Here is a 25,065-nt window from a genome sequence, read left to right as displayed (position 1 = left end):
CCGTTGAGTCCGGGGCGCGACTGATTCAGTCTCCCTGCATGTCGTTGAGTTGACGCAGCCATTGACCAGGGAGAGATCATGCGCATTTCAGGCCTTCTGTCCTTCGCTTTCATCCTCGCCGTCCTTGCGCCCGGAACACCGGCTCGCGCGCAGGAGGCCGCCTTTGAACGCCTTCCGGCGGGGTCGGTGAGGCCCTCCGGCTGGTTAAAAGCCCAGATCGTGCGCGATGTGGAATCCGGGTTCGCCGGACATATGGATGCCCTGACCGATCGCTTCGAGCTGGAGACCTTCGACAGCGATGCACGCGATTCACTGGATAAGCCGAAAATCGGTGCCCCGTGGTGGAATGCGGAGACGACGGGCAACTGGCTGGAGGGCTTCATCCGCATGGCGTGGCTCTCGGAGAATCCGGAGGCCATGGCCCGCGCGGAGCGCTATGTCGAATCGATCCTCGCCATGCAGGAGGAGGACGGGTATCTCTGCTGTTATCCGCCACATCAGCGGTATCCTTCGCCGATCCGCGGGCACTACGGCGAGCTCTGGGCGCAGACCTGTCTGCTCCGCGGTCTGCTGGCCTATCATGAGCTGACGGGACGCGAGGACGTCTTCCGGGCGGTCGAGAGGGCGGTGCGCCTTTCGATGGTGCAGTACGGTCCCGACCGCCCGTTGTGGAACAAAGCGATCGGGCGCGGGGGCCACGCCCACAGCCTGATGTTCGTGGATCTCTGCGAGGAACTCTATCGCCATACCGGCGATCGCGCGTACGTCAAGTTCGCTCAGTTCCTCTACGATAGCTACAACGAACGCGAGGATGTGTTTGAATACGACGTTCTGCTCCGCAACCTCGCCGACATGGATCAGCTCTTTAACGGGCACGGTGCCCATGTGATGGAGCACATCCGCGTGCCGTTCTTTCTTTATTACGCGACCGGCGATGAGCGGTACCGTGTCGCCGTCGAGAACTATATGCCCAAAACAGACCGCCACATCACCGCCGCCGGCGCGTGCATCGGCGACGAAGACATCCTGCAGCGCATGGCCAGCCCCTACATCGGCTGCGAGTACTGCACGATGCAGGAACTGCTCGGCAGTTTGCAGTCGATGATCCAGAAAACGGGCATCGCGGAATACGGCGACCGCATCGAGACCCTCGCGTTCAACGCCGCCGAGGGTGCGCGGCTCCCGGACGGAAGCGCCATTCAGTACCTGTCTACGGACAACCAGCACGAGGCTACGGCCGGGCGCGGTCACGGCGGACGTTTCAAATTCTCACCGACGCACGAGGACGTGGCGGTCTGCTGCGTGCCGAACGCGACCAAATTCTTTGCGTACTATGTCGACCGGCTCTGGATGAAGGACGCAAACGACGGCGGGCCCGTCGCGATTGCCTATGGCCCGTCGATTCTGACTACGGACGTCGACGGAGTGCCGGTGACGATCCGTCAGGAGACGGGTTACCCGTTCGAAGACACCGTGCGCTTCACGATCACGCCCAAACGCGCCGCGGAACTCACACTTCGTTTTCGCGATCCCGGCTGGTCGAAGGACACCGAAGTCGACGCGCCGCAGGGCACGCGCATCGCACGCGAACACGGGTATCTCGCCCTGACGCGGACGTGGAAAGCGGGCGACCGCGTCGCGCTCCGATTCCATCCGGACGTGGAGCGTCACACCATGCCCAACGGCGAGATCTACTGGCGCCGCGGCCCGCTGGTCTACGCGCTCGAGATTCCCGTCGGGGATAGGGTCGTGACCAAACAGTACGACGTCGAAGGATTCGCCGACTACGACGTGCACCCCGCCGAGGGGGGGCACTGGAATTACGCCGTCGATGAGGGATGCGGCGGATTCACGTTTGCACCCCGCGCCGTGACCGGCGAGGCCAATCCCTGGAAGACAGCCTCCGTCGCCCTCCGGGGGAAACTGCTCAACCGCGAGACCGAACGCATCGAAACAGTCGATCTAGTGCCCTTCGGGTGCACGCGGCTGCGCCGCACGGCGTTCACCGATATGGCTCCGATCCGCATGCTGCAGAGCGAGGGTAACCTGGCGCAGCGGGCGCGTGTGAAGGTTTCATCCCTTGCTGCGGGCCATGCCCCTGAAGCGCTGGTTGACGGGGTTGCCGAAGGCTGGCCGCAGAACCGCGAAGCGGAATGGGCGAGCAAGCACGGGACAACGGGCGAAAAGGTGGTGCTGATCTGGGAGGACCCCGTGGTCGTCGAAAACGTCTGGCTCTTCGACCGGCCGAACGTCGCGGACCATGTCAAAAATGCGTGGATCAATTTCAGCGACGGGTCGAGCAAGCTGGTTGAGGAACTGCCCAACGACGCCTCCGCGCCGTACAAGCTCAACTTCCCCGAAAAGACGATCACGTGGATGGAGGTGATCATTACCCGCGTCGGCCCGCGCACGCAGAACAGCGGGTTTTCCGAGATCGCCGTGTTCAGGGAGGAGCCGGAACTCGATCGCTGAGTTCCGGAGGTCGGCGGTTCGTGGAAGGGGCCGCGGTCCCGCTCCGCGGAAACTGCGGAACACCCGGAAAGGCGCGGAAACGGGTGTCCGCGCCATCCGAATGATCCGTGCTTATACCCCGCCGGGTCCCGGTGTCTTCTTTATCCCCTGCCCGCAAGCCGGGCGGTGACTTCGCGCTCGTAGGCGTCCCAGTCGAGCGCGGGGAGGCGTGCGACGCCGCTGCGGACGGCGGCTTCGGCGACGCCGCGTGCGACGGCGGGCACGACGCGCGGATCGAAGGGTTTGGGGATCACGTAGCGGCTGCCGAGCGGCGCGTCGCCGTCGAACATACCGGCGGCCGCGTCTTCCGGGTAGACGGCCGCGAGTTCTTCGCGGACGTCTCCGGGGACTTCCGCGCGGGCCAGATCCGCGAGGGCGCGGGCCGCCGCCCTCTTCATCTCCTCATTGATCGCCGAGGCGCGGACGTCGAGTGCGCCGCGGAAGATGCCCGGGAAGCCCAGTACGTTGTTCACCTGGTTCGGGTAGTCCGAGCGCCCGGTGCCGACCACCGCGGCCCCGGCCTCCCAGGCCGCGTCCGGCGTGATCTCGGGGTCCGGGTTGGCCATCGCGAAGACGATCGGCTCGTCGTTCATCGACCGGATCATGTCCCGGTCGACGCAGTCCGCGACGGAGAGGCCCATGAAAATGTCGGCGTCCTTCAACGCATCCGCCAGCGTGCGCGCGTCCGTTTCCGCCGCCAGCCGTTCCTTCTCCGGCGTCATTCCTTCTTCGCGTCCCCGGTAGATCACACCCTTCGAGTCGCAGAGGACGACGTTTTCGCGGCGCGCGCCCGCGGAAATGCAGAGATCGATGCAGGCCACGCCCGCGGCGCCCGCGCCGTTCACGACGAAGCGAGTCTCCTCGATTCTGCGGCCCGTGAGTTCTAGGCTGTTAAAGATGCCCGCCATGCAGATGATCGCCGTGCCGTGCTGGTCGTCGTGGAAAACGGGGATCGGCATCGTCTTTTTGAGCTGCCGTTCGACCTCGAAGCAGGCCGGCGCGCCGATGTCCTCGAGGTTGATCCCGCCGAAGGTCGGCTCCAGCCGTTCGACCGTCTCAATCAGCCGGTCGGGATCGGTGCGGTCGCCGCGGTGCACGCCCGAGAGACAGATCGGCAGCGCGTCGATATCGGCGAACCGCTTGAAGAGGACGGCCTTGCCCTCCATGACGGGCAGACCCGCATGCGGGCCGATGCGGCCGAGGCCGAGGACGGCCGTGCCGTCGCTGACCACGGCCACCGTATTCGCCTTGCCGGTATAGCGGTAGACGGCTTCGGGGTCGGCCTCGATCTCGCGGCAGGGCCACGCCACATGGGGGCTGTACGCGAGCGAGAGGTCCCGCTGGGTCGCGCACGGTTTGGTCGAACGTACCTCGAGCTTCCCGGGCCGCGGTTCGGAATGGTACTCCAGGCTGTCGCAACGGTTCTGATCCTGCTTCATGATGACTCCAGTCAAATCACAATTAAAACACTCAGCCTATACGGATTGGCTTGTGCTGACAAATGCCTCCTGCGAAATTCGGATCTCAGTGGTACAGAGGCTTCATCAGCTTACATGAAACGGAGGGCATCTATGAACAGACGCATGATCGCTACCCTAGCCGGCGCCTGGCTTGCACTTCAGTGTCATGCCGCGCCCAGGCCGGAGCGGCCGAACATGGTCCTGTTTGTCGTCGACGATCTCGGATGGAGGGATACCGGTGCGTACGGGAGCCGCTATTACGAGACCCCGACCATTGACCGCCTCGCGGAAGAGGGGGTGCGGTTTACCCGCGCCTATGCGGCGGCGGCGATGTGCAGTCCCACCCGTGCAGCGCTGATGACGGGCCGGAACCCTGCGCGCCTCCACCTCACCAACTGGATTCCCGGCTGGAATGCCGGGCGCGCGCTTCCGCTCCGCGAACCCGATTGGACGCCTTTTCTCAAGCTCGACGAAACCACCCTGGCCGAGGTCTTTCATGCGCACGGCTACGCGACCGGCCACATCGGCAAGTGGCACCTCGGCGACGGCGCTGCGCGGACCGCCGATCACCATGGGTTCGAGGTCAACGTCGGCGGGTACTGGGAGCCGGGCGGCGGCGGACGTCCCTACACGTATTTCTCGCCTTACCGGAATCCGATGCTGCCCGACGGGCCGGCGGGTGAATACCTGACCGATCGCCTCACCGACGAGGCCCTGGCGTTCATGGACGCTCACGCGCAGGAGCCGTTCTTCCTCCATCTGTCGCATTTCGCCGTCCATGCTCCCCTGCAGGGTAAACCGGAACTGGAGAGGAAGTACTACGCCAAGCCGCGTCTCGATCAGCGCGCGGGCGACCGGACCGCCCGTTATGCCGCGATGATCGAGAGCGTGGACGAAAGTCTTGCGCGCGTGCTGGCGAAGCTCGGTGAGCTGGGCCTCGCGGAAAAAACCGTGGTCGTCTTCACCTCCGACAACGGCGGTCTGCATCTCGCCACGAGCAACGCCCCGTTGCGCGCCGGCAAGGCGACCGCCTACGAGGGCGGCCTGCGCATCCCGCTCATATTTCGCGCGCCGGGGACGGTTCGTCCCGGGACCGTCTGCGACGAACCCGTCATTACCCACGATCTCTATCCGACCCTGCTCGGCCTGGCGGGTCTGGAGGATGCGAAGGGCCATGAAATCGACGGCTTGGATCTGACCCCCCTCCTGCGCGGGACCGGCGGGCTTGCACGTGAATCCCTGCACTGGCACTTCCCGCACTATCACCCCTACAGCCCCCCCTACAGCGTCATTCTTCGCGGGCGGTGGAAGCTGATTGAGTATCTGGAGGACAACGCGCTCGAGCTCTACGACCTCGAGAACGATCCGGGCGAGGAACACAACCTGGCGCGCTCGCACGCGGAGAAGGCCGAAGCGCTCCATCGCCGCCTCGCGGCGTGGCGTGAAGAGGTCGGCGCACAGATGCCGACGCCCGATCCCGCCTTCGATCCGGAACAGGGCGAGTCGGTGCCGGTCATGGGGTGCACGCCCGTACCGAAGCCGTCGCCCGATGTTTCGGGGTCAGCGCCCCGCCGGGAACGCCTCCTGAATCGCGGATGGACGTTCACCTACGGCGAGGGTCCGGAAACGGATGTGCTCAGCCGTTACGTCAAAGCCCGCCGGTTCAAGGGGACCTCCGCGGATGTCGGCTACGACGATTCGGACTGGCGCGCACTGGACCTCCCGCACGATTTCGTCGTGGAGGGCAGGATCGGAGCCGAACACAATTTCGTCCGCGGCGGGCTCCCTTACGGAGTGGGCTATTACCGCCGGACGTGGGTTCTTCCGGCGGAGGCTGAAGGACGCCGGATCGCACTTCGCTTCGACGGCGTCTACCGCAACGCCCAGATCTTCGTCAACGGCTTTCGCGTGCATGAGGAATTCAGCGGCTACACGCCCTTCGAGGTCGACATCAGCGATTTCGTCTTCTTCGGCGGGACCAATGCCGTGCTCGTGCGCGCTGATGCGTCGGTAAACGAGGGATGGTGGTACGAGGGCGGCGGAATCTACCGCGACGTGCACCTGATCGAAACCGATCCGGTCCACATCCCGATGGGCGGGATTTTCGTCCATGCGACGCCTGAGGAAGACGATACCTGGGCCCTGGACCTCCGCACCGAAGTCGCCAGCCGGCGGCATGAGGACGCGGAGGTCGCCGTGCGCTGGCGCATTCTCGATCCCGCCGGTGCCGAAGCCGGAATCGTGGAGGGCGCCGTTGTGGTGCCGGCGGGGGGAGACGCGGAGAAAGTCGCGAAAACGGAATTACATGCTCCGGTGCTCTGGGATCTGCGCGACCCGCGGCGCTATACGCTGATCACCTCGATCCACGATGCGAAGGGGCGTGTGCTGGATAAGGTGCGTACACGATTCGGGGTGCGCGATATCCGGTTCGACGCCGAGCGCGGGTGTTTTCTCAACGGCCGCCCGGTCAAACTCAAAGGCGCCTGCCTGCACCAGGATCACGCCGGGATCGGAATCGCCGTCGACCGCGCAGTGTGGCGCTATCGGCTCGAACGGCTGCAGTCGATGGGCTGTAACGCCGTGCGAATCCATCACTACCCGCCGCCGGATGTCGCCGAACTGGCCGACGAGATGGGGATGTTCCTGTACGCGGAAAACCGCATTCTCAGCTCGGCTTCGCAGTATCGCCACGATCTGGCCGTGCTGGTCCGCACCCTGCGCAATCACCCGAGCGTCCTGCTCTGGTGCGTCGGCAACGAGGAAAACCGGCCTTTCGGAACGGACCTCTTTCCGCAGCGGATTCTGAAGGAGCTGATGTTCGAGATCGACCGCCACGATCCGTATAGGCCGGTGATCGTAGCGCGCAACAACGGCGGGTTCGACTGGCCGTCGTTCCGGCTCGTGGATATCGCCGGATTCAACTATTTCTTCGATCAGATGGCCGCGTACGAACGTGACGGGCAACCGGTGCTTTCCGCGGAGAGCGGCAGCGCCGTAGCGACGCGCGGCGTCTATGCCGACGACCGCGAGCGCGGGCTTCTGGCCTCGTACGACCGCAAGGGGGTGGCCTGGGGCGACTCCTCGCAGCGCGTGATCGAGTTTGCCATGAGCCATCCGTTTGCCGGCGGTACGTTCATCTGGACCGGACTCGATTACCGGGGCGAACCGACCCCGTTCGGCTGGCCGAATGTCAGCTCTTCGTTCGGCGTGATGGATCTGTGCGGATTCCCCAAGGACGCCTTTTACCTGTATAAAGCCTGGTGGGATGACGAACCCGTGCTGCATCTGCTGCCGCACTGGACGTGGCCGGGCCGCGAAGGGGAGCCGATTCGCGTTTGCGCCTACTCGAATTCCGAAGAGGTCGAACTTTTCGTCAACGGCGAGTCCTGCGGCCGGAGAGCTGTGCCGCGGTACGGTTATCCCGAATGGGAGGTCGCCTACGCCCCCGGCGTGCTGGAGGCGGTCGGGTACCGGGATGGAGAAGAAGTGCGGCGCGAGCGCGTATCGACGGCGGGGGAGGCGACAAAGATCAATGCGCGCGCTTCAAAACTCAATCTTGCGGGCGATGGCCGGGATGCCGTGGTCGTCGAGCTGCGGATTTTCGATGAGGCCGGAACGGTGGTGCCGCGAGCCGATCACGAGTTGTTTTTCGAGACCTCGGGACCGATCGAGCTGATCGGCGTCGGCAACGGCGACCCGACACGCCACGCCTCCGACCAGATTCCGCGTTGCCGCGCCTTTCACGGCTGTGCACAGGTCATCCTCCGCAGCCGGGTCCACGACGGCGGGGAAGATGCCGAAGCCGTGCTGACGGTCGCCGCAGAAGGGCTCGCCACACGCCGCGTGCGGTTTCGCGTCCATCCGGGTGATCTGTCCGCCCGGGTGCCCGCGCACGTGACCGATACGCGCAACCTCTTTTTCCGCGCACGCGAAGCCCCGGGATCCGCTCCCGCGACGGGGCCGCAGACGATCGAGGAAATGATGAAGGAAACCGCCGGAATCGAGCAGATCGAACCGGAGTGACGGGGGGCATGTTGTCCCCGGCAGAGCGGCTGGAACGCCGGCTCCCGCTTTTTGCGTCGGGGTTACCTGCGGGCGAGCCAGACGGTCTGGCGCGGGGCGAGTTCGATTTCTTTGGCACTGCCGCTGAAGCGGGTTCCGCTGAGCAGATCGACGCAGGGCCGGGGGCCGTTGAGTTCCGGGACGGCGGGATCGAGCCGCACGGTAATCGTCCGGGCGGTGAGGTTGGACAGGGCGGCGACGGGCGGGCCCTTCCCGAAGGGACCGCGCACGAGTGCGAAGCATTCGGGGCCCAGATCCACGACGCGCTGCGGCGAGTCGGGGTGGAAGGCGGGCTGGCGGGCGCGCAGCTTGAGGCGACGGCGCAGTTCATCGAGCACGCGCGTGGTGCGTGAACGCGGGTCGGCAAGCCGTTCGGTGAGATCGTCCTCGTCCCAGCGATAGCGGTTGATGGTGCGCGCGCGCCCGGTGGCTTCGACGCCTTCGGTATAGTTGCGGGTGGCGGTGAAGCTGTGGAAATAGAGGGCCGGCACGCCGCGCAGGGCGAGCGGGAGGGTCTGCGCACAGAGAAAGGCCCGGATCTGGGCCTCTTCGTCGGGCCGGTCCGGGTCGCCGAGCGCGTCGTAGAGCGCGATGTTCAGTTCGTAGGGGCTGTCCGTACCGTCCTCCCGTCGGCGGGTGGATACGTGGCCGCCCAGCCGGCGGATGTCGTCGACCAGCAACGCGAGTTCGGCGTCGTCGAGCAGCCCCTGCAGCGGGCGGAGGCCGATTCCGTCGTGCGACGCCGTGAAATTGAAGAACGTCTGTCCCTCCGGCAGCTCGGGCAGACCCGCCGCCCAGGCGGTGAGGTGTTTCCCCGTCTCGCGGCGGAGGGCGTGGAGCAGGAGCGGCGGGAGGCTGAACTGGTAGACCATGTGCGCCTCGTCGCCGTCCCCGAAATACGAGAGGTTCTCCTCGTGCGGGACGTTCGTCTCCGTGAGGATCAGCGCTTCCGGTGCGACCATGTCGAGCAGGTCCCGGATCAGTTTGACGGTCGCGTGCGTCTGCGGGAGATGGATGCAGGGCGTGCCGGGCACTTTCCAGAGGTAGGCGATCGCGTCCAGGCGCAGGATGCGCGCGCCCTGCGAGAGGTAGAAGAGCACGAGGTCGAGGAATTCGAACAGGACGTCGGGGTTGGAGAAGTCGAGGTCGATCTGGTCTTCGCTGAAGGTGGTCCAGACATGCTTTTCTCCGTCCACGGTCTTTACCGGGTGCAGCAGGGGCTTGCTGCGCGGGCGGACCACGGCGCTCAGGTCGGCGTCCGGATCGCTCTCGATGAAGAACTCGCGAAGGGGCGCCACCCCGTTGCGGTAGTCGCGGAACCACTCGCTCTTCCGTGATACGTGGTTGAGCACCAGATCGAACATCAGTCCGTAGTCGCGGCCCAGGGCGCGGAGGTCTCCCCAGTCCCCGTGATCGCGGTGGACCGCGCGGTAATCGGTGATCGAAAAGCCGTCGTCGGAGGAATAGGGAAAGAACGGGAGGACGTGTACGGTGTCGATCGCTTCCCGCAGGTGGCGGTCGAGAAAGTGCTTCAGCGTTTTCAGCGGGGCTTCGTCGGCGCGCCGCACCGTGTCGGCGTACGTGATCAGCACGCTCGTGCGTTCGCTCCAGCGCTCCCGGGAGGCCGGGGGGATGCCGTAGCCCACGCCGTAACGCCCGACCATCGCCGCGATACGCTCCAGACAGTGGTCGGCGCGCGCCGGCCCGTAGAGGCGGTTGAATCGCTGCCGCATGCGCAGCATGGTCGCGGTGCACAGTGACTTGATCATGCGTCGTCCTCCGTGCCGGTGATGTTGGTGATCAGCATCCGCAGACAGCGGCGCAGTTCGGCGTAGCTGAAGAATCGCCGGGCGACGGCGTAGTTGTGTTCGACGACCTGCCGGCGGTAGTCGAGATCCTCGAGAAGCCGCTTAACTTCGCGCAGTACATGCCGCGTCAGGTAGCCCTCCATGGTCGGGACGCGAAACCCCTTGGGCTCGATATCGCGCGCGAAGATCGCGTAGCGGTTGATCAGGATCGGGAGTTTGAAATAGACGGCTTCGAGGAAGGCGTTGCCGAACCCTTCGTAGAGGCTGGGGTAGGTGACGAACTCGACGTGCGGATAGAGGTCCCAGAGCGTGTAGACCTTCTTGCCCTCCTCCGTGACATGACGCATCTCGCTGATGCGGGTCGAGATGAAGTGCAGGTCGACGCCCGCTTCGTGCGCCATCTCGGCAAGAATATGACGGTACTCGAAGCCCTCGTCGCCGGCTTCGTGCGAGATGATCAGTTTGCAGCGCGGATCTCCGAGCTGCTCGACGAGCTGGATGGCGTGTTCGATGCCCTTGCGCGGGACGATGCGCGTCGGCTGCAGGATAAGGATGTCCTCGTCCGAAAACCCGAGGTCCTGCCGGACGTTCTGCGTGAACTCGTCGGGTTCGGGGGGCGGACGCTCGAAGTCGAAGACGTTCGGGATGAGCTGCGAAGAAAGACCGCGCCGCCACGAAAGCTCTTCGCGCGCGGCCTGATTGATCACGACATGCTGGATCTGGGGGTCGCGCGGAGGGAAGACGGAATCGAGGTAGTCGGAGATGCAGTTGACCGAGAAGCGCATCCGTTCCCAGTAGAAGTCGTGGTGGTGGGCGACGGCGGGCATGCGCGTCTCGGCGAGAAATTCCGTGAGTGCGATACCCAGCGGCACGTGCATGGGTATGGTAAGCGCGTTCTCCGCGATCAGGACCTGAAGATCGAATCGTCGCCGGAAGTCGTAGAGCGTGGCTTTGAGATAGGCGGCCGCGTCGCGCAGCCGTTCACTGACCAGCGGATCACGTTCGGTGTGTCCCCAGAGCCTCGGCTCGAACCAGACCGTCTCCGGGTGCTCGAAGTGCGCCTCGGGCACGCAGTGGCTGACCGCCGGCTCGCGGTCGATCCGTCCCGCGTACCAGAAGATCCGGTGGCCGTAGGATTCGAGCACACGCGCCCACTTGGCGCTCTCGAGCGAAACGCCGTCGGTGCCGGCGAAGCGGGTGGACACGAATCCGACGTTGAGGTTCATGGCCGGAAGTATGAAGGATTGCGTAGAGGCGGGGAAGCGTTTTTGGGTCGGGGGGAGAGGGGGAACGTGAAAACGGCGCTGCGCGCCTCGGGGGAGGGGGACGTGGCAACGCTTCGCTCGTGCCAACGGCGCTGCGCGCCTCGGGGGAAACGGCCTTCGGCCTCGGGGGAACGTGAAAACGGCGCTGCGCGCCTCGAGGAAACGCTGCGCTCGAGGAAACGACATTTCCCCCGATTGCCACGAGGCCCGTAAGGGCCGTTGCCACGATCTCCCCCGATTGCCACGATCTTCCACGCTGCGCTCGAGGGAACGTGGAAACGGCGCTGCGCGCCTCGGGGCAACGGCGCTACGCGCCTCGAGGAAACGGCCTTCGGCCTCGAGGAAACGCTACGCTCGAGGGAACGACATTCCCCCCGCCTGCCACGAGGCCCTTGGGCCGTTGCCACGATGAGAAGAACGCTGCGCTCGTGGAAACGGCGCTACGCGCCTCGAGGAAACGGCCTTCGGCCTCGAGGGAACGTGGAAACGGCCTTCGGCCTCGGGACAACGCTGCGCTCGTGGAAACGGCCTTCGGCCTCGAGGAAACGGCCTTCGGCCTCGAGGAAACGCTGCGCTCGAGGAAACGACATTTCCCCCGATTGCCACGACTCTCCTCCCGACTGCCACGAGGCCCTTGGGCCGTTGCCACGATCTCCCCCGATTGCCACGATCTCCCACGCTGCGCTCGAGGGAACGTGGAAACGGCGCTGCGCGCCTCGGGGAAACGCTACGCTCGGGGCAACGACCTTCCCCCCGATTGCCACGAGGCCCGTAAGGGCCGTTGCCACGGTTTCCCCCCGATTGCCACGAATTTCTCCGCTCGTGCCAACGGCGCTGCGCGCCTCGGGGGAACGTGAAAACGGCGCTACGCGCCTCGAGGAAACGGCCTTCGGCCTCGAGGGAACGTGGAAACGGCCTTCGGCCTCGGGACAACGCTGCGCTCGTGGAAACGGCCTTCGGCCTCGAGGAAACGCTGCGCTCGAGGAAACGACATTTCCCCCGATTGCCACGACTCTCCTCCCGACTGCCACGAGGCCCTTGGGCCGTTGCCACGATCTCCCCCGATTGCCACGATCTTCCACGCTACGCTCGAGGGAACGTGGAAACGGCGCTGCGCGCCTCGGGGAAACGCTACGCTCGGGGCAACGACCTTCCCCCCGATTGCCACGAGGCCCGTAAGGGCCGTTGCCACGGTTTCCCCCCGATTGCCACGAATTTCTCCGCTCGTGCCAACGGCGCTGCGCGCCTCGGGGGAACGTGAAAACGGCGCTACGCGCCTCGAGGAAACGGCCTTCGGCCTCGAGGGAACGTGGAAACGGCCTTCGGCCTCGGGACAACGCTGCGCTCGTGGAAACGGCCTTCGGCCTCGAGGAAACGCTGCGCTCGAGGAAACGACATTTCCCCCGATTGCCACGACCTTCCCCCCGACTGCCACGAGGCCCTTGGGCCGTTGCCACGATTTCCCCCCGATTGCCACGGTTTTCCCCGACTGCCACGATCTCCCCCGATTTCCCCGATCACCCGAATTTCGCGCAGGACGGCTGTGGTCTCGATTCCGGCCGTTTCGCAGGGTTCTCTGCATCCCGTTCGAGTAGCAGGCTCAGGGCCTGTTCCCACCGGCTGTCGCGGGCGCGGGCGAGGGCGCCGGAGCGGAGCGTTTCGTAAAGCTCGCGATCGCGGAGCAGGGTGCGCATGGATTGCGCGAGGGCGTCCGGGGTGTGGGTGTCGACAATGATCCCGGAGTGGTGCGAGCCGACGATCTCCTGCGGCCCGCCGCAGTCGGATACGATCGCGGGCAGCCCGGAGGCGTGGGCTTCGAGCACGGCGTTGCCGAAGGTGTCGGTGCGGCTGGGGAACACAAAGGCGTCGGCGCTCGCGTAGGCGGCGGAGAGCCGGTCGCCGGTGAGCGTGCCGGTGAAGACGATGCGGGAGTCATGGTAGCGCCGGCGCAGTTCCCCGGCGAAGGGGCCGTCGCCGACGACGGCCAGGTCGGCGTCCGCGCCCTCGTCGCAGAGCATGCGGAAGGCCTCCAGCATGACATCCAGATTCTTCTCCCTGGAAACGCGTCCCACGTAGAGAAAAGTGAACCGGTCGCCGGTGTCCCATTCCCGCCAGAAATCCGGGTCGCGGCGTTCCGGGTTGAAATCGTGCAGATTGACGCCGCGGGGCAGCACCTTGAGCCGGTCGGCCTCGAAGCCGCCCTCCATCAGGGATCGACGGTACTGGTGCGTGGGCGCGTAGACAGCGGTCATCCCGCCGTAGAACCAGCGCATGTACTTCCAGGTGATCTCGCCCAGCGCGTCGTCCTCGGTCATGTTCCGCACGTACTGGGGGAAGTCCGTGTGGTAGATGCCGCGCACCGGGATGCCGAGCAGGCCCGCGGCCCACAGGGCGCACAGGCCCAGCGTTCCGGGCGTGGAGATGATGACTTCGTCGAAGCGCTGCTCTTCGAACCACGCGAGACATTCGAGGAACGGCGGAAAGCTGACGGACTGCGATTCGTATTCCGGGAGATCGACGGCCCCGACCGGCTTGAAGTTCTTCACCGGGAAGGCCGCATCCGGCGGATCGGCGAGGCAGGTCACCACGGTCAGCGATTCGTCCTGCCGGCAGGCGAGATCGGCGAGGGTGCGGATGGTGTGGCTGACGCCGTTCACGTCGGCGAACGTATCGGTGACCCAAGCCCTGCGTGCTCCCTGTGCGCGGGCCGGGTCGGTGACGGAGAAACGATCGGCGACGGCGCGCAGAAAGCCTTCGTCCTTGTGCTGCGAGGAGAAGGCGGTGAAGTAGGGGGCCAGTCCGAGCAGCACGGGCCCGAGCGAGGAGAGCGACTGCAGGCTGTCGATCAGGTTGCCCTGCCGGATCTTGTCCGCGAACTTGGTCATAAACCGGAAGGCGAGCTGCTGGCTGATCTCGCAGACGGCGTAGAAGTGAACATTGTCCTCGTGGCGCCGCCCCCCGCCCAGCCCGTCCGCCGAGGACCGGTCTTCGAGTACGCGGGTGAACTCGTCCACGATAAGCCGCTCGACCTCCCCGAGCTGCCGGCGACGGCGGCGGGTGAAGAAGCGCGTAACCCGGGCGGCGGCGACCTGCTTCCAGCCCCCGCCCGCGACGGGCGGCGGAGGGGCCTCGCCGGAGAGCCGGCGCAGCACGCTGCCGACCACCGAGTGGTCGTCGCCGCGGTCCGGCATGAAGCGCGAGCGGTAGTACGAGTAGGCGATCTTGTAGAGGCTGTTCGCCAGCCGGATGCTCGATCCGCCGCGCCCTCCGGGTTCGTGCTGCCCTTCACGCAGAAACTGAAGAAAATCGAAGACGTTGGACGCATGCGGCGTGACCGTGTGCGCGCCGGCGATATAGAGCCCGCTGTGGTCGTCGCTGCCGCCGGTGAAGACCTTGTTCCACGGTTCCAGCCCGACGGGCGTGATGCCGTGCCGGTCCGCCATGGCTTCCATGTCGGCGGGGGTCAGAGCGCGCAGGATCGCCGCGGCCAGATCGCAGGCGCGGGGGTCGCGCGAGCCGTTGATCGTCTCGAAACGGTCGAACAGCAGGATCAGCTTCTCGAACAGCTCTACGTCCAGCTTGTCGTTTACCCGGAAGAGCGGGTGGGCGACCGTATGCACTATGTTTTTGTGCCGCAGGAAATCGCGAAGCTCGTAGATGTTGGCGCGCAGTTCCCGGATCTCGCCGAAATCCCGCTCGGTAATGCCCGATACGACCATGTGAATCTTACATTCGTTTTCCGGGAAATAGGTCGTGATCTCGCTCGAAAGAAAGGTGCCCGGGAGGTCGGCGATCTCCAGCGCGCCGCGGATGCAGTTATGGTCGGTGAGGGTGACAAAGTCCATCCCCGCCGCACGGCAGCGGTCGTACACCGTCCGCGGCTCGGAAAAACTCTCCGGAGCCCCGATTCGTCGCAGAAACCACTCGCTCGGACGATCGGAGTAACGGCTGTGCACGTGGAGATCGGCGCGGCTGGCCGGTTGTGTAGCGTTCATGCTCCCTTCCCCCATATATGGCGGCATGGGTATTATCTGGAACATGAACGGTTAGAAGTAAGTCAGCGCCGGGTTAGCATAAGGTGAAAAGATCCCGGATGTGGTAATGATGAGTAAGATGTTGTGAAAGATCGCTGTCGGGTCGCATCCGAGCTCGATGTCGACGGCGAACCCGATAAGAACCCCGCAGGATCCGCCTCTTACGGCAATACGGTTTGTGGTGCCGTTTCGGGCTCGGCGTCGATTTCCGGTTCCGGGTTTGCATCCCCGGGCTGTTCCAGGAATTCCTTGGCGTTCAGTGCGTGGCGGCATTTCTGGAGTTGACTGTAGTAGTACTTGATCTGTTCCTCGTCTTTGGTCTGCATCCGGGCGAGGGTGAAGGCTTGGCGGGCGCTGGCCACGGCCTTTGTGTATTCCCCCTTCATCAGGCGCGCCTCCGCGAGCGTGCTCCAGACGTGGAAGTCGTCGGGCGCCTCCATCAGTGCCTTCAGCCCGTAACGGACGGCGCGATCCCCGTCGCGGACCTCAGGATCTTCGGCCGTGGCGTAGATCCACCCGAGATTGTTCATCAGGCGGTAGTCGTGCGGCCGCTCGGCGAGCAGTTCGCGGAACATGCGCTCCGCTTTCTCGTATTCCCCCGTTTCGGCGTATACGGTGGCAAGTCCGAACCGCGCGCTGAAACTGTCGGGCTGGAGTTCGAGCGCCGCGCGATACGCCTCCACGGCTTTCTCATTTTCCCCGCCCGACCGATACCGATGGCCTACGCGGAGCTTGATCTGGAACGGACTCAGTACGGGCTCGAATTCCTCTTCCCCTTCCGGGGCGGGTGCGGCGTCCGTGTCCGTGTCAGCGTCGGTTTCCTCCTCCCCGGGTTCGATCATCGGGCCGGCGGGCAGGGACTCTTCGGCTGAACTTTCCGGCGTCTCCCGGTCTTCAAGCAGTCCGGCGCGCGGTTCCACTTGCAGATCGGGCTCAGCCGGCTCTTCTTCCGACCCGAGGGGCGCATCCACCTCGTTCAGTACTTCTGTTTCAGCGTCCCGGGCGTACACCGTAAACACGGCGGCGAGCAGCAGCGCGGCAAAAATTCGGCTGTAGAGATTCATGGTTTTGTCTTCCCGGTTTCGCAGATGACCCGGACGGCATCCGGCACGGTTTCGACCTTTTCTATCCCCGCGGGAAGGTCGGTTTCAATGGGTAATTCATAGGTGGCCGCTTCGTCGATGCCGGAACAGTCGACGTAGAGTCGCATGCGTTCGGAGTTGAGGCTCTCGATACGCCCCCCGGACCCGCGCACCGACAGACGTGCCGTGGAGGGGTGTACGCTGAACGTGAAGCGGCCGTCGCCGCCGTGCAGAATATAGATCGGAATCCGTTCGAACGTGCGGGTCATGATCCGGTTGGCAATGGTGATCTGGACGCGCGCCCGGGCGGGTTCCAGTTCGGCATCCCACAGTCGTCCCGGCAGGACGACCGGCACATCGGTCGCGAAGGAGCTGACGTGCCCTCCCAGTTCAATCGGTTCAGTGCGGAGGTATTCGACCTGGTCGAGCCGCGAGCGGGGGCCGCGCACCGTGGCCGAGGCGGGTCGGCAGACGGTCTGTTCGACCGAGAGTCCCTCGGGCAGGTCGCCCTTCAGCCGGGGCTTGATCGGGAGCTGGCGCGTGATCTCGTGATCGAACTCGACGCTGACCCGTCCGGGTCTGACCTGTACGGGGCGGGCGTCGGAGGTGGTGACGATCTGGTCCGGTGTAATTTCGAGTTCGGCGCTCAGGTCTTCGGGGACTTTCTGCAGCCTGAAGCGCACCTCCACGAATCCCCCCGACAGCTCGCGAATGTCGGAACGCGAACCGCGGAACCGGATGTCCGCCGTTTCCGAGGAGCGGCGCAGCACCGACCACCCCGGCGGGACCTCGATCCGGATCGGAACGTCCGACACCCTCGTCTCGTAACTGGTGGCCTCCCGGACGCCCTGCCATGCCAAAAACGCCAGCAGCAGCGAGACCAGCTTCAGTCCGAAGTGGGGGATCCTCAGACGGCGCAATTTTTTAAGGCGTTCTTTCATCGGTGCGCCGGGATTCACTCCGTGCTGAATCCCGTTTCCTCCTCATCCTCATCAAACGCGAGATCCGACGCGGCGCTCGCGCGGAATCCGGCCCTGCGCCGCTGGCGCAGCAGCGAGTTCAGCACCCTGCGAAGCTGCGGTTCCTCCAGTCCCCTGCGCAGCCGGCCGTTGTACGCCACGGAGATCACGCCCGTCTCCTCGGAGACCACGAGCACCACGGTGTCGGTCTCCTCCGTCAGTCCGATCGCCGCCCGATGGCGCGTGCCCAGCTTGCGGCTGATCTCCTCGCGCTGGGAGAGCGGGAACAGGCAGGCCGCGGCCGCCAGCCGCCGTTCGGCGATCACCACTCCGCCGTCGTGCAGCGGGGTCTGCGGGAAAAAGATCGAGGCCAGCAGCTCAGGGGTCAGATGCGCATCCATGCGGATGCCGGTCTCCTGGATCGCCCGCGTCCCGATCTCGCGCTCAATCGCCATCAGGGCGCCGATCTTGCGGTCCGAGAGCATGGCCGCCGCCTGGATCACGGTGTCCACGACCTCGCGGTTCGAGCCCGTGTTCATAAAGGCGGACCGGCGGCCGAGCTGCGCCAGCGCGCGGCGGATCTCGGGCTGAAAGATGACCACCAGGGCCACGGCCAGATAGACCAGCATGCGCTGCACCAGCCAGTTGAGCACGTCGAGATCGAACAGGCGCGTCAGGAAGATCGTGGCGACGAAGAAGATGACGAGACCGGAGAGCACCGCCGCTCCGCGCGTACCCCGGAAAAAAAAGAGTATATAATAAATGGCTGCGGCGAGGATCAGGATTTCCACGATCCCGACCCACTCCGGCCACTGCAGATTCTCCAGCACCTTTCGCCCCGGTTTCCTGTTTCGCCTGTCCCGCCGCGGCGGGACTTACTCCTTGCCCTCGCGGGCCAGTGTAGCCCATATGCGGAGCGCATCGCAAGTTTCCCTGACGTCGTGCGTGCGGATAATGCGGGCGCCGCGGGCCGCGGCATGCAGCGCGACCGCGAGACCGCCCGCCATGCGCTCGCCGGCGGGGCGGTCGAGCAGGCGGCCGATGAAGCTCTTGCGCGACGCGCCGACGAGCACCGGCCGCCCGGACTCGACCAGCCGGGGCAGGGCGCGCAGCAGCGTGACGTTCTGTTCCGCGGTCTTTCCGAATCCGATTCCGGGGTCGACGGCGATTCGCGTCTCGGCAATGCCGGCTTCGCGCGCAGCGTGAACGCGCCGCTCGAGATGCGCACACACCTCCCCCGCCACGTCCGTGTAGCCGGTTTCGCGCTGCATCGTCTCCGGCGTGCCGCGCATGTGCATCAGCACGACCCCGGCCTCGAACTCCGCCGCCGTTGCGGCCATGGCGGGATCGTGCCGCAGCGCGGAGACGTCGTTGACGATGTGCGCGCCCGCGCCGAGTGCCTCTCGGGCGACCACCGCGGACCGCGTGTCGATGGAGATCAGGGCGTCCGTCGCGCGCGCCAGGGAACGGAGTACCGGCAGGGCGCGGCGGATCTGCTCATCGGCCGGGACCTCCCGCGCGCCCGGCCGCGTCGATTCGGCGCCGCAGTCGATGATCTCCGCGCCGTCCGCCGCCATTCGCAGCGCATGCTCCACCGCCGCGTCCGGGTCGAGATAGCGTCCGCCGTCGGAAAAGGAGTCGGGCGTGACATTGAGCACGCCCATCACCAGCGGCGGACCGTCCGTCCGCACCCGGCGACCGCGGCAGATCCATTCAGCGGGGGGGGTCATGGGGCCCTCCTTGAAAAAGGGCGCATTACCCGGGATGCCCGTCCCCGGGCTTGTCCGGGTCCTCGGACGTCGAGGGCTCCCCGGGCTCCTCGACGGGCTGCGTCTCTTCGTCCGAAGGCTCCTCCGCCGGCAGCTCGCCCTTTTCGATCAGCGTCTCGACCGTCTGGCCGTCCAGCGTCTCACGCTCGATCAGCGTCTCCGCGAGCGTGGAGAGTTTCTCGCGCTCCGCGGTGAGGATATCGATCGCGCGCTGCTGTGCCTCGTTCAGGATGCGCGAGATCTCGGCGTCGATCTCCCGGGCGGTCTTTTCGCTGTAGTTCTGGCTGCGGTTGATCTCGCGCCCGAGGAAGAGCACCTCCTCGTTGGCGCCGAAATTGCGGGGGCCGAGCGTCGAACTCATGCCGAATTCACAGACCATCGCCCGGGCGAGCTGCGTCGCGCGCGCGATGTCGTTCTGCCCGCCGGTGGTCACTTCGCCGAACACGATTTCCTCCGCCGCCCGTCCGCCCATCAGGCCGGTGAGCATACCCAGCAGGCGCTTGCGGCTCTCCGTGTAGCGGTCTTTCTCCGGGAGCTGCATCGTCGCGCCCAGCGCGCGCCCGCGCGGCAGGATGGTGACCTTGTGCAGCGGCTCCGTCTGGTCGGTGCGGTAGAGCACGATCGCATGGCCGGCTTCATGGTAGGCGGTCAGCCGCTTCTCCTCTTCGTCGAACACGTGACTGCGCCGCTCGCGCCCCCAGCATACCTTGTCGCGGGCCTCCTCCATGTCCTGCATCTCGACCGCCTCCGCGTCCCGGCGGGCCGCCAGCAGGGCGGCCTCGTTCACCAGGTTGGCGAGGTCTGCGCCGGAGAACCCCGGGGTTCCGCGCGCGACGAGCCGCAGATCGACGTCCGGGGAGAGATTGATTTTCTGCGTATGAATGGCGAGCACCTTGGTGCGCCCCTCGAGCTTGGGCAGATCGACCACCACCTGCCGGTCGAAGCGGCCCGGACGGAGCAGGGCGGGGTCGAGCACGTCCGGCCGGTTGGTGGCGGCGATGATGATCACGCCCTCCTGGGTGTCGAAGCCGTCCATCTCGGCCAGCAGCGCGTTCAGCGTCTGTTCGCGCTCGTCGTGCCCGCCGCCGATCCCGGAGAACCGGCTGCGCCCGACCGCATCGATCTCGTCGATGAAGATGATACACGGGGCGTTGCCCTTGCCCTGCTCGAACATGTCGCGGACCCGCGAGGCCCCCACGCCGACGAACATCTCGACGAAGTCGGAGCCGCTGATCGAGAAGAAAGGCACCTCGGCCTCGCCGGCGACGGCCTTCGCGAGCAGGGTCTTGCCCGTACCGGGCGGTCCGGAGAGCAGCACGCCCTTGGGAATCTTGCCGCCGAGCTTCTGGAATTTCTTCGGCGCACGGAGGAAGTCGATGACCTCCTTGAGTTCCTCCTTGGCCTCGTCCACGCCGGCGACATTATCGAAGGTGATGCTGACCCGCTCGCGCCCCAGCATCTTGGCCTTGCTCTTCCCGAAGCTCATGGCGCCTTTGCCGGCCATCTTGACCTGGCGGGCGAAGAGGAAGTAGAGCAGGCCGAGGACGAGGATAAACGGCAGGACGCCGGTCAGGATCTGGAAGATCAGCGGGTTCTGCTGCTCGTAGCGGAATTCCACCCCGTTCTCGCGCAGCCATGCGGGGTCGGGCACGTTTTCGGCGACGATCACATCGACGCGGAAGCGCTCCGGCTTGCCCGTGTCCGGGTCGGTACGCGTCAGTTCGCCGCGGATGTATTCCTGCCCGGAGACCTCCTGTACGATGACGCAGCGGGCAATCTCCCCGTCTTCCACCATCCTGACGAAGTCCGGGTAATACGAGAGCCGCTCGGCTTCTTCAAACCCCTTCGAAAAGACCTGGAAGAGCATCAGGAACATCGCGAGCAGCAGGAACCAGACCGCAAAACCCTTGAACGGGCTGCGGGGCCCCGCCTTCTTCTTGTTTCCTCCGCCGCCTCCGCCTTCCGGAGCCGGGGTCTTTTTGTCGGGATTATTGTTCATGACACTCCGTTTCCATCGCTGAATAATCGGGCCAGACTAGCAACAGGGCGGGGGTTTGACAAAGCATTCTCTTTCCTCAGCCGTCCTCTTCCGGCCCTTTGCGGTCGATGGAGAGCCACACGGCTTTCTGGCGCGGGTCGTGTAGTTTCCAGTTTTCGGCGATGCGAAAGCCCGGGATCCATACGATTTCGCCGCGGCATTCGACGAGCGGGATCTGCGTCCGCTCCTCGCGCGGGACCCTGGCGTCGGTGAAGATGTCCTGGAGCTTGCGCGTGCCGCCCGAGCCGAGCGGGCGCATGCGGTCGCCTTCACGGAAGGAGCGGACGGTCAGAGGGTGCCCGCCCACCGCCTTGCGGCTGATCGAGGCCCGCGCGGGGAATTCGCCGATGCGTCGGGCGCGGTCGCGCTGAATGCCGCGCCCGAAACGCGCCGCCACATGCAGCCCGGGACCGGGCAGCCAGGTCTCCCCCTCCACCTGGATCTCCGTCCGGAACCCGGCCCTGCGGCGCTCCCCGCGACGCGCGACGCGCAGTTTGCCGTACTGGTTGACGACCCGCAGCGTCCCTCTGAGCGGGACGGAGCGCGTGCCGCGGTCGTGGGCGCAGAGCGCATCGATGCGCTCGAGGGTCTCGAAGGACAGTGCGTCCACTTCGACTTCACATTCGTGCAGCCAGGCCTGCAGCATGCGGCGGCGGGCGGCGACCGGGTAGGCGCGCAGGCGTTCGGCCAGGAGCTGTCCGCGGCGCGGTGCGGTGACGGATTTCATGAGCCCGAGCGCCATGTCGGAGAGCCAGGCCTCTTCTTCGCGGAGGATGTCGAGACTGCGCAGGACGTTTTCCCGGAAGGCCGGATGGAGCCGTTGCTCGATCTCGGGCAGGATGCGGTGGCGAACCATGTTGCGCGGAATCTTCCGATCGCGGTTGGTGGTATCCTCGCGCCACGGGATGCGGTGTGCGTGCAGGACGGCGACCAGTTCCTCGCGCCGGACGTCGAGCAGCGGGCGGAGCAGCGTAAGCGCATCCTCGCGGTGTACGGGCCGCATGCCCGCCAGCCCGCGCAGTCCGGTCCCGCGGCTCAGTTTCAGCAGCACCGATTCCACCCGGTCGTCGGCGGTATGCCCGAGTGCGACGGCGTCGATCTCCAGCCGCCGGCCGGCGTCGGTGAAGAAATCCCGCCGCGCCCGCCGTGCGGCCATCTCGATGGAAAGGTTTTCGGATTCCGCAAGGGCGGGGACGTCGCGCCGCGCGCTGAAGCAGGGGATGCCGAGCCGCCAGGAGAGCGCCCGGACCAGGCGGAGATCCTGTTCCGCCCCGCGCGGCCGGATACCGTGATGGAGGTGCAGCGTGCAGAGGCGCAGGTCGAGCGGCGCGGCCAGAAAATGGAGGGCGTGGAGAAGGAAGACCGAGTCCGCTCCGCCCGATACGGCCAGCGCGATCGTGGCCCCGCGCCCCGCAAAACCGCTCTGCTTCAGGGAGGCGCGCACCTGATCGAAGACCTTCATGCGCGCTGCCCCGCACGTACGAGGCCGGCGTTCGACCAGCGGTGCTGGCCGGTGATCTCCTCGCCGACCCACGCCGGAAGGGACCCGACGGCCTCCTCGCCGGGCCTCGTCTCCAGTTCCGCGATCATGAGTCCCTCGTAAGCGCCGTGAAAGCAGTCCAATTCGATGATCCTGCCCGCGTGAGGCAGGCGGTAGCGCGTCTTATCGATCCACGGCGTCTCGCAGAGCCGTTCCAGCATCTCCCGCGCGTCGTCCGGCGGCAGCGGGTATTCGAATTCATGATGCGTGCCCGCCTCTCCCGGACACTTCAGCGCCAGGTACGCCCGGTCGCCGCCCGCCAGCCGTACCCGCCCGACGCCGCGGTCGAAATAGAAATATCCCTGCACCACGCGCTCGCCCGCCGTCCCCGCGAGGTCGGGCAGCCGCTCCACAAGAAATCTGCGTTCGTATTGCTCCATGATGCGGGGACACTCAGGTCTCAGGTTTCCCACTTTCTCTTACCAGGTCTCCCACTCTCTCTTGCCAGGTTTCCCACCCTCTCTTACTCAGGTCTCAGGTCTCAGGTTCCCCACTCTCTCTTACTCAGGTTTCAGGTCTCAGGTTTCACACTCTCTCTTACCAGGTTCCCCACTCTCTCTTACTCAGGTTTCAGGTCTCAGGTTTCACACTCTCTCTTACCAGGTTCCCCACTCTCTCTTACTCAGGTTTCAGGTCTCAGGTTTCACACTCTCTCTTACCAGGTTCCCCACTCTCTCTTACTCAGGTTTCAGGTCTCAGGTTTCACACTCTCTCTTACCAGGTTCCCCACCCTCTCTTACTCAGGTTTCAGGTCTCAGGTTTCACACTCTCTCTACTCTGACCCTGTTCCCCGCGTTCTCCATCCCCTTCCAGCCGTCGCACCACGTCTTCCTGCACATGCTCGAGTTCGGCGAGGCGGAGTTCGGGATCTTCCACGACGAAGGATTCGCCGGTTTTGCGATGTTCGTAGCAGCGCAGCTTGCGGCCTTCCTCTTCCCGCACCGCTTTTTCGACGAGCAGCTTTTTGCGCTCGAGCATAATCGCCAGTACGAAGATCGCCGCTTCGGCGCCCGCTTCCTCCTCCTCGATCAGTCGGCGGAGCAGGGATTCGGCGCTCTCGCGCCGCACCGGTTCGGGCTCGGGCGGGGGAGGGGGATGAAACACCGTCTTCCAGTGGCTGAAGGGGTCCGACGCATCGGGCGCCGGCGCGCACTGCGGGCAGTAATCGCGCCGCTCGTACCCTTCCGCGCCCCGGAACAGGCGGGTGTCCACCGTGTCGCCGTCCTCGAACGGCCGCTCACACGCCGCGCACTGCGGAGCGCGTTTCCGGATCGAATAAGCGGTATCGCCGGCCATGAGTATTCGTCTCCTGTTGAAAGAGGCCGACAGCCTACGAAATACCGGGCGGGGGCGAAAGGACGAAGCGCGGGCTCTTCGCCCGCCCCGTCAGCCCGTATCCGCGTACAGCGCGCGGTTTTTCCATACGACTTCGGCGCCCGAGGCCACGGCGGCGAGGACCGCGCCGTACCATGCGACCAGGGCCGGCAGGAGCAGGAGCTTCGGCGCCGGGGCGTGCGTCGGGGTCCACTCCGGAACGGCCAGCACGAGCATGAAGAGCGAGGCGGCGATCATCTGAAAGGTGGTTTTGAGCTTTCCGGACCAGGCGGCGGAGAGCAGTACGCCGCGCCCCGCGGCGAGCAGTCTCAGGCCGGTGATCAGGAATTCGCGCGCCAGCACGACGATCACCAGCCACGCCTCCACCATACCGTGCGGGATGAGGGCCACAAAGGCGCCGGCGACCAGCACCTTATCGGCGAGCGGATCCATGAGTTTGCCGAAGTCCGTAATCGACCCGGTCTTCCGGGCGATGGCCCCGTCGAGCCAGTCGGTGAGCGAAGCGGCGATAAAGAGGATCAGCGCGGCAGTGCGCGCCAGGGGGAAATCGAGGCTCAGCCCCGCCACCATGAAGGCGGTCATCACGAAGCGGGCGACCGTGAGCCGGTTGGGGAGGTTCATTCGGGAGCCTCCCCGCCTTCGCGCGTCCGGATGTCGGTCCGCACGGTGTCCGGTCCCTCGAGATAGACCTCGGGGGGCGGAGCGATCAGGTTCGATCCGCGTTCGGCAGGCAGGGCGGTCTCCGCCGGAATGCCCCGCGAAGCACCGCAACTCGAAAGGATCAGCAGCAGGAGGAGGACCAGCACGGCCGCGGCGGACGCGATGATGAGCGTGAGGCGGAGACGCGGGGTCAGCTTCTTCTTCGCAAAGCGTCCGAAACGGATGTTCGCCGGGAGGTTGCGGATCCAGGGGGGGAGCCTCCAGCGGCGGCCCGCGGACGGTTGCTCGGGGGTTTCCCGCGTTTCCGCGGGCTCCTCCCCGGCCCATTCCGCAAGCATCGCCTCCGGGTCCAGGCCCAGGTACTCCGAGTAGATCTTGATGAATCCTCTCGTGTACATGGGCGCGGCCATGCGTTTGAAATCGTCCTTTTCCAGGTCCTCCAGGATCTGGGGAAGGATCTTGGTCTTGTGCGCCGCCTCGGAGATCGTGACGCCTTTGGCCTCGCGAGCTTTTCTGAGTTGTGGACCGATCGTTGCCATAAA

General features: G+C 65.6%; 16 protein-coding genes. 2 read left to right on the top strand and 14 right to left on the bottom strand.

Annotated features, from left to right (window positions below):
- Positions 1-78 precede the first annotated feature (78 nt).
- The gene (locus tag L21SP4_RS10460; RefSeq protein WP_052882604.1) at positions 79-2,472 is read left to right on the top strand and encodes a DUF7402 domain-containing protein; all 2,394 of its coding nucleotides are present in this window, start codon (positions 79-81) and stop codon (positions 2,470-2,472) included.
- Positions 2,473-2,612: 140 nt separating this feature from the next.
- On the opposite strand, the gene L21SP4_RS10455 is transcribed toward L21SP4_RS10460, so the two are convergent.
- Entirely contained in the window at positions 2,613-3,950 is a 1,338-nt protein-coding gene (locus L21SP4_RS10455; protein ID WP_052882603.1) for a malic enzyme-like NAD(P)-binding protein, read from the bottom strand.
- 132 nt (positions 3,951-4,082) lie between these two features.
- Between L21SP4_RS10455 and L21SP4_RS10450 the strand changes: the two genes are divergently transcribed.
- Complete coding sequence (locus tag L21SP4_RS10450) at positions 4,083-7,994, top strand: sulfatase-like hydrolase/transferase (RefSeq protein ID WP_160300808.1); 3,912 nt, start codon at positions 4,083-4,085, stop codon at positions 7,992-7,994.
- Between the two features lie 62 nt (positions 7,995-8,056).
- Here the strand turns inward: L21SP4_RS10450 and L21SP4_RS10445 are convergent, their stop codons facing one another.
- From L21SP4_RS10445 to L21SP4_RS10385, 13 genes are all read right to left on the bottom strand, one after another.
- On the bottom strand, positions 8,057-9,802 hold the full coding sequence (locus tag L21SP4_RS10445; RefSeq protein WP_052882601.1) for a sugar phosphorylase: 1,746 nt from the start codon (positions 9,800-9,802) through the stop codon (positions 8,057-8,059).
- Positions 9,799-11,067 carry a glycosyltransferase family 4 protein gene (locus L21SP4_RS10440; protein ID WP_052882600.1) on the bottom strand — a complete coding sequence of 423 codons (1,269 nt, stop codon included), beginning with the start codon at positions 11,065-11,067 and terminating at the stop codon, positions 9,799-9,801. Before L21SP4_RS10440 ends, L21SP4_RS10445 begins: the two co-directional genes overlap by 4 nt.
- A gap of 1,556 nt (positions 11,068-12,623) precedes the next feature.
- Positions 12,624-15,101, bottom strand: a complete 2,478-nt coding sequence (locus L21SP4_RS10435; RefSeq protein ID WP_052882599.1) for a glycosyltransferase — start codon at positions 15,099-15,101, stop codon at positions 12,624-12,626.
- A gap of 200 nt (positions 15,102-15,301) precedes the next feature.
- Positions 15,302-16,204 carry a tetratricopeptide repeat protein gene (locus L21SP4_RS10430; RefSeq protein WP_052882598.1) on the bottom strand — a complete coding sequence of 301 codons (903 nt, stop codon included), beginning with the start codon at positions 16,202-16,204 and terminating at the stop codon, positions 15,302-15,304.
- Positions 16,201-17,163: a CdaR family protein gene (locus L21SP4_RS10425; RefSeq protein ID WP_052882597.1), complete on the bottom strand. Its 963-nt coding sequence runs from the start codon at positions 17,161-17,163 to the stop codon at positions 16,201-16,203. Before L21SP4_RS10425 ends, L21SP4_RS10430 begins: the two co-directional genes overlap by 4 nt.
- A 14-nt stretch (positions 17,164-17,177) precedes the next feature.
- Positions 17,178-18,011, bottom strand: a complete 834-nt coding sequence (gene cdaA, locus L21SP4_RS10420; protein WP_052882596.1) for a diadenylate cyclase CdaA — start codon at positions 18,009-18,011, stop codon at positions 17,178-17,180.
- A 45-nt stretch (positions 18,012-18,056) separates the two neighbouring features.
- Complete coding sequence (folP, locus tag L21SP4_RS10415; RefSeq protein WP_052882595.1) at positions 18,057-18,911, bottom strand: dihydropteroate synthase; 855 nt, start codon at positions 18,909-18,911, stop codon at positions 18,057-18,059.
- A 25-nt stretch (positions 18,912-18,936) separates the two neighbouring features.
- On the bottom strand, positions 18,937-20,949 hold the full coding sequence (gene ftsH / locus L21SP4_RS10410) for an ATP-dependent zinc metalloprotease FtsH (protein WP_052882594.1): 2,013 nt from the start codon (positions 20,947-20,949) through the stop codon (positions 18,937-18,939).
- 76 nt (positions 20,950-21,025) lie between these two features.
- Positions 21,026-22,450 carry a tRNA lysidine(34) synthetase TilS gene (gene tilS / locus L21SP4_RS10405; protein ID WP_052882593.1) on the bottom strand — a complete coding sequence of 475 codons (1,425 nt, stop codon included), beginning with the start codon at positions 22,448-22,450 and terminating at the stop codon, positions 21,026-21,028.
- Positions 22,447-22,908: a CYTH domain-containing protein gene (locus L21SP4_RS10400; RefSeq protein WP_052882592.1), complete on the bottom strand. Its 462-nt coding sequence runs from the start codon at positions 22,906-22,908 to the stop codon at positions 22,447-22,449. Before L21SP4_RS10400 ends, tilS begins: the two co-directional genes overlap by 4 nt.
- A 367-nt stretch (positions 22,909-23,275) precedes the next feature.
- Positions 23,276-23,824 (bottom strand): hypothetical protein, encoded by a 549-nt coding sequence (locus L21SP4_RS10395; protein WP_052882591.1) that lies wholly within the window; start codon positions 23,822-23,824, stop codon positions 23,276-23,278.
- 90 nt (positions 23,825-23,914) lie between these two features.
- Positions 23,915-24,484: a CDP-diacylglycerol--glycerol-3-phosphate 3-phosphatidyltransferase gene (gene pgsA / locus L21SP4_RS13150; protein ID WP_052882590.1), complete on the bottom strand. Its 570-nt coding sequence runs from the start codon at positions 24,482-24,484 to the stop codon at positions 23,915-23,917.
- Positions 24,481-25,062, bottom strand: a complete 582-nt coding sequence (locus L21SP4_RS10385) for a helix-turn-helix domain-containing protein (RefSeq protein ID WP_052882589.1) — start codon at positions 25,060-25,062, stop codon at positions 24,481-24,483. Before L21SP4_RS10385 ends, pgsA begins: the two co-directional genes overlap by 4 nt.
- Positions 25,063-25,065: the final 3 nt, after the last annotated feature.

It is taken from the genome of Kiritimatiella glycovorans (genome assembly GCF_001017655.1).
Classification (GTDB): Bacteria; Verrucomicrobiota; Kiritimatiellia; order Kiritimatiellales; family Kiritimatiellaceae; genus Kiritimatiella; species Kiritimatiella glycovorans.
This window is presented reverse-complemented; position numbering and strand designations above follow the sequence as displayed.